The sequence below is a fragment of the Mesorhizobium sp. M7A.F.Ca.CA.004.04.2.1 genome, from assembly GCF_004022825.1.
Lineage (GTDB): Bacteria > Pseudomonadota > Alphaproteobacteria > Rhizobiales > Rhizobiaceae > Mesorhizobium.
Genome location: NZ_RZPH01000321.1, coordinates 1 through 5,685 on the forward strand (window position 1 = coordinate 1; position 5,685 = coordinate 5,685).

At 61.6% G+C, this 5,685-nt stretch carries 6 protein-coding genes; all 6 read right to left on the reverse strand.

The window, feature by feature from the left end:
- The coding region (locus EN893_RS15905; RefSeq protein ID WP_128361637.1) for a TIGR02117 family protein at window positions 1-554 on the reverse strand (554 nt) is incomplete at its 3' end.
- A gap of 109 nt (window positions 555-663) precedes the next feature.
- Complete coding sequence (locus tag EN893_RS15910) at window positions 664-1,467, reverse strand: amino acid ABC transporter ATP-binding protein (protein WP_013532420.1); 804 nt, start codon at window positions 1,465-1,467, stop codon at window positions 664-666.
- Between the two features lie 82 nt (window positions 1,468-1,549).
- Entirely contained in the window at window positions 1,550-2,707 is a 1,158-nt protein-coding gene (locus EN893_RS15915) for an amino acid ABC transporter permease (RefSeq protein ID WP_127268986.1), read from the reverse strand.
- 9 nt (window positions 2,708-2,716) lie between these two features.
- Window positions 2,717-3,904 (reverse strand): amino acid ABC transporter permease, encoded by a 1,188-nt coding sequence (locus tag EN893_RS15920; RefSeq protein ID WP_127268987.1) that lies wholly within the window; start codon window positions 3,902-3,904, stop codon window positions 2,717-2,719.
- Window positions 3,905-3,966: 62 nt separating this feature from the next.
- Entirely contained in the window at window positions 3,967-4,995 is a 1,029-nt protein-coding gene (locus tag EN893_RS15925) for an amino acid ABC transporter substrate-binding protein (RefSeq protein ID WP_127268988.1), read from the reverse strand.
- Between the two features lie 441 nt (window positions 4,996-5,436).
- The coding region (locus EN893_RS15930) for a DUF2182 domain-containing protein (protein ID WP_206640126.1) at window positions 5,437-5,685 on the reverse strand (249 nt) is incomplete at its 5' end.

A 5,685-nucleotide genomic window follows, 5' to 3' on the forward strand; every position in this document is an offset into this window, starting at 1 on the left:
GCGTTGAAATGGCCATTGGCTTCGTAGAAGCCGTCGAACCTGGAATAGGCTGCGTCCGGAACGAGGATCGGGCCTTCCGGTCCCCGCTGGAAACTCGCATCGATGAAATCGAGCAACGCCGTGAACCGATCCTCGGTGATGTCGAACCCCGCGATATCGGGGCGCGGTTCGACGATGTCACCGGCGACATCGACATGCATGACCGACGCGTCGAGTGTCAGTGCCTTCATCACCGGCACCGCCTTCAGCTCGGACCATGTCGGCGTCTCCAGGTAGAAGGCGCGGCCGCCCCAGCCGAAGACGATGTAGCGGACCTCCGGCCTGTCGGCCGGTATGCCCGCGTCGACCAGGAAATGGAAACGCCGGCGCACGGCGTCATCGACCGGGATGGCGATATCGGTGTGGATCGGATTGTTCAGCACCAGGATGTGGCGTGTCGCGGCTGGCACGGCGGCGGCGGCCGGCCACAGCGGCCGTGGCACGAGGGTGCCCGTCGTCACAGCGAGTGCGACGAGAACCAACAGAAGACCCAGAAAACGTCCCAGTCTTTTCATTGAAAGGCGGCCCTGCAAACGCACTCCGGCGACACGAACGCCCGCCTGTTCTCCCATACGCAAAAGAGCCCGGCAGTGTTTCAGCCGGGCTCTTCGTGGCCGTCGAGGCCTAGTGCAGGATCTGCGACAGGAACAGCTTCGTGCGCTCGTGGCGCGGGTGGTCGAAGAACTCGGCCGGCGTGTTCTGCTCGACGATCTGGCCCTGGTCCATGAAGATCACCCGGTTGGCGACCTTGCGGGCGAAGCCCATCTCGTGGGTGACACACAGCATGGTCATGCCTTCCTCGGCAAGGCCGACCATGGTCTCCAGCACTTCCTTGATCATCTCCGGATCGAGCGCCGAGGTCGGCTCATCGAACAGCATGATGCGCGGGTTCATGCACAGCGAGCGGGCGATCGCCACACGCTGCTGCTGGCCACCGGAAAGCTGGCCGGGATATTTGTTGGCCTGTTCCGGGATCTTGACGCGCTTGAGGAAATGCATGGCGATTTCCTCGGCCTGCTTCTTCGGCGTCTTGCGCACCCAGATCGGCGCCAGCGTGCAGTTCTCCAGGATGGTCAGGTGCGGGAACAGGTTGAAGTGCTGGAACACCATGCCGACCTCGCGGCGCACCTCGTCGATCTTCTTGAGATCGTTGGTCAGTTCCTTGCCGTCGACGATGATCTTGCCCTTCTGGTGCTCCTCCAGACGGTTGATGCAGCGGATCATGGTCGATTTGCCGGAGCCGGAGGGGCCGCAGATGACGATACGCTCGCCGCGCATCACTTTCAGGTTGATGTCCTTCAGCACATGGAACTCGCCGTACCATTTGTGCATGGCGATGATGTCGATGGCGACATCGGTCGTGGAAATCTGCATCTTGGCGGCGTTGACCTTGATCTCTTCGGCGCTGACGGCATTTTCGGTGGCCATGACAGAATCCCCTTGTTCTTTATCGTTGGTAGTGATGCATGTCGTTATCCCAAAACCGCTATACACTTTTGGGCGACATGCATCAGCGTTTGTGGCCGGTGTCGAGCCGGCGTTCGGTGTACATTGAATAGCGCGACATGCCGAAGCAGAACAGCCAGAAGACGAAGGCGGCGAAGATCAAGCCGGACCTCGCCGTCTGCGCGGTTGCCCAGTTTGCATCGGAAAAATTCTGTTTGACGATGCCGAGCAGGTCGAACATCGAGATGATGATGACCAGGCTGGTGTCCTTGAACATGCCGATGAAGGTGTTGACGATGCCCGGGATGACCAGTTTCAGCGCCTGCGGCATGACGATGAAATACATCTTCTGCCAATAGCCGAGGCCGAGCGAATCGGCACCTTCATACTGGCCCTTGGGGATCGCCTGCAGGCCGCCGCGCACCACTTCGGCCATATAGGCCGCGGCAAACAGCGACACGCCGATCAGCGCGCGCAGGAACTTGTCGAACGAGACACCCTCCGGCAGGAACAGCGGCAGCATGACGCTGGCGAAGAACAGCACGGTGATCAGCGGGATGCCGCGCACCGTCTCGATAAAGACGACGCACAGCGTCTTGATGATCGGCATCTTGGAACGGCGGCCGAGCGCCAGCACGATGCCGAGCGGCAGCGACACGGCAATGCCGACGAAAGACAGACTGAGCGTCACCAAGAGCCCACCCCAAAGCGAGGTCTCGACATGCGGCAGGCCGAACATGCCGCCGACCAGCAGGACGAAGGCGACGATCGGCAGCACGAAGAACAGCAGCACCGCATTCAGCCCTTTGCGCGGCACCTTCGGGATAAGCATCGGCACCAGCAGCGCCACGAACAGGATAGCGACCAGGATCGGCCGCCAGCGCTCCTCGATGGGATAGCGGCCGAGCATGAACTGGCCGAATTTGGCGTTGACGAAAGCCCAGCAGGCGCCAGTCCAGCCGTCCGGCTGGATGCCGCCCTGCGCCACCGTGGCGCATACGGTCCGGTCCGGTCCCGTCCACACGGCGTTGATGAACGCCCAATTGGTGATTTGCGGCAGGATCATCGCCACCAGGGCGATGCCGACGATCGTCAAAATGGTGTCGCCGGCAGAAGCGATCAAGTTCTTGCGCACCCATGCGCCGAGGCCGGTGACGCTGGCGGGCGCCGGCTGCGCCAGCACCATTTCGGTGCGCACCCAGGACATATCATGTTCTTGCATGTCCTTACCTCACCTCTCCACCAGCGCCATCTTGGCGTTGAACCAGTTCATCACAAGCGAGGTCAGGAGGCTGATGGCGAGGTAGATCACCATCATGATCACCACGCCCTCGACGGCCTGCCCGGTCTGGTTCAGCACCGTCCCGGCGGTCGCCGTCAGGTCCGGATAGCCGATGGCGATAGCCAGCGACGAGTTCTTGGTCAGGTTGAGATACTGGCTGGTCAGCGGCGGAATGACGATGCGCATGGCCTGCGGCACGACGACCAGCCGCAGGATCGATCCGGACCGCAAGCCCAACGCACCGGCAGCTTCCGTCTGGCCCGCGCTGACACCCCTGATGCCGGCGCGCACGATCTCGGCGATGAAGGCGGCGGTATAGCAGGACAGCGCCAGATAAAGCGACAGGAACTCCGGCCGGACCTGGAAGCCGCCGGTCAGGTTGAAAGTCGACTGCTTCGGGTAGTCGAAGCTCAGGGGAAAGCCGCTCAGCGCATAGGCGAGCAGCGGAAGCCCGACGATCAGCGCGGTGGACGTCCAAAACACTGGAAATTGCTGGCCGGTCGCCATCTGCCGTTGCCGCGCCTTGCGCGCGACGAACCACGCCATGGCGATGCCGACGAGCAGGGCGACGAAGATCAGCCATGAGCCGTCGCCCCATACGGCGCGTGGGAAATAAAAACCGCGCTGGTTGAGGAAGGAGCCGAACGGCAAACCGATGCTGTCGCGCGGCGCCGGCAGCACGGCCAGCACGCCGGAATACCAGAAGAAGATGACCAGCAGCGGCGGGATGTTGCGGAAAACCTCGACATAGACCGTGCAGATCTTCCTGATCAGCCAGTTCTGCGAGAGCCGGCCGATGCCGATGACGAAGCCAATGATTGTCGCGGTGATGATGCCGACGATGGCGACGATCAAGGTATTGATGAGGCCGACCAGAATCGCGCGGCCATAGGTCGAATCCGACGAATACGCGATCGCGCTCTCGCTGATGTCGAAGCCGGCGCGGCCCTTGAGGAAGCCGAAGCCTGAAGCGATGCGCAGCCGCGTCAGGTTGTCGATGACGTTGTGGGCAATCCACCAGACGCCCGCCACCAGCAGCACGACGACCAGCACCTGGAAGAATATGCCCCGGATTTTCGGATCGTTGATGAAGGAACCGCGGCTGGGCTCCTCGCGAAGTACTTCCTGCGATGCCATTCGACCGTCCCTGGAAAGAGAAACCGGGAGGCAGATGATCTGCCTCCCGGATCACATTTCGATCAGCGGATCGGCGGCGCGTATTGCAGGCCGCCCTTGGTCCACAGCGCGTTGATGCCGCGCGCGATCTTCAGCGGGCTGCCCGAGCCGACATTGCGCTCGAACATTTCGCCATAATTGCCGACGGCCTTGACGATGTTGACCACCCAGTCATTGGAGACGCCGAGATCGGTGCCGATCTTGGTATCGGCTTCCTGGCCGAGCACGCGCTTGATCTCGGGGCTTGCCGAGTTCTTCATCTCCTCGACATTGGCCTTGGTGATGCCGAGCTCTTCAGCCTGCAGCAGCGCGAAATAGGTCCACTTGACGATGTGATACCACTGGTCGTCGCCCTGGCGAACGGCCGGTCCGAGCGGCTCCTTGGAGATGATCTCGGGCAGCACGACGTGGTCGGCCGGCGCTCCCAGCGTCAGGCGGATGCCGTAGAGGCCCGACTGATCGGTGGTGTAGACGTCGCAGCGGCCGGCATCATAGGCGGCGTTGACCTCTTCCAGCTTCTCGAAGACGACGGGATTGTACTCCATCTTGTTGGCCTTGAAGTAGTCGGCGAGGTTCAGCTCGGTGGTGGTGCCGCTCTGCACGCAGACGGCCGCGCCCGAAAGCTGCAGGGCCGAATTGACGCCCGGCAGCTTCTTGGCGTTGATCATGAAACCCTGGCCGTCATAGTAGGTGACGCCGATGAAGTTCAGGCCAAGCGCCGTATCGCGGTTGATGGTCCAGGTGGTGTTGCGCGACAGGATGTCGATCTCGCCCGACTGCAGCGCGGTGAACCGCTCCTTGGCGCTGAGCGGCGTGAACTTGACCTTGGAGCCGTCACCAAAGACGGCGGCCGCGACAGCGCGGCAGAAATCCGCATCGATGCCTTGCCAGTCACCCTTGTCGTCCGGCGCCGAAAAGCCGGCAAGGCCGGTGGAGACGCCGCACTGGATGAAGCCCTTCGCCTTGACGGTGTCGAGCGTGGCCGCCGACGCGGCGGACGCCATCAATCCAAGCGTGGCGGCGCCTAGAATGCCGATAGCAATGTGTTTCATGACCCACAGACCCTTTTCTCTGTTTTCAGGAGTAAATCCTGATTTTTTTCTCCCGTGTGAACGCGGCTTCATCCCGGCCCATTCCCGAAACCCCGCATCGTAACCGACGCGCCGCCTCCCATTCACAAATGTCATCGAAGGCGATAATTCCTGTGAGGTCAAGGGAAATGACCGAAACCCAAAGAGTTTGAAAACCGATTGCCGCAAATGCCCGATTTACAGACAAACACGCCCGCGATTTAGCCAGCAGGGCTAATAAAGGCGGCAAATCTCATGCAACGCCAACGCGGGGCCAATACGGGCCGCGGCAGCGAAATCCATCCCGGGCAATAGCTCGTCGTTGTTGACCTCCCCGTGCGACGAACTACCAGGTCCCAAGATTGTCATCTGACAATTTACTGACGGCTGCATACCAATACAGACCGCCGACGAAGACTGTTCTCAAAGGGCTTGAAAGACGATCCAGATCCCGATGGCGGCCATCAACGCGCCTGAAACGCGCGGAATCAGCTGCCCGGTCGGCACCGTCTTCTCCAGCAGAACAAGGATGGCGATGCCGGCGATCCACAGCACGTTCATGACGCCACCGACGAACAACAGAGCCATCAGCGCCCAGCAGCACCCCAGGCAATAGGCGCCGTGATCGATGCCCAGCCGAAGCGCGCCGAGCGGAGCGGAACGGAATCCGCC

Bases quoted from the DNA above. Each gene is read 5' to 3' on its own strand.
- EN893_RS15910 (WP_013532420.1), bottom strand. From the start codon at position 1,467: ATGGCCACCGAAAATGCCGTCAGCGCCGAAGAGATCAAGGTCAACGCC.
- EN893_RS15915 (WP_127268986.1), bottom strand. From the start codon at position 2,707: ATGCAAGAACATGATATGTCCTGGGTGCGCACCGAAATGGTGCTGGCG.
- EN893_RS15920 (WP_127268987.1), bottom strand. From the start codon at position 3,904: ATGGCATCGCAGGAAGTACTTCGCGAGGAGCCCAGCCGCGGTTCCTTC.
- EN893_RS15925 (WP_127268988.1), bottom strand. From the start codon at position 4,995: ATGAAACACATTGCTATCGGCATTCTAGGCGCCGCCACGCTTGGATTG.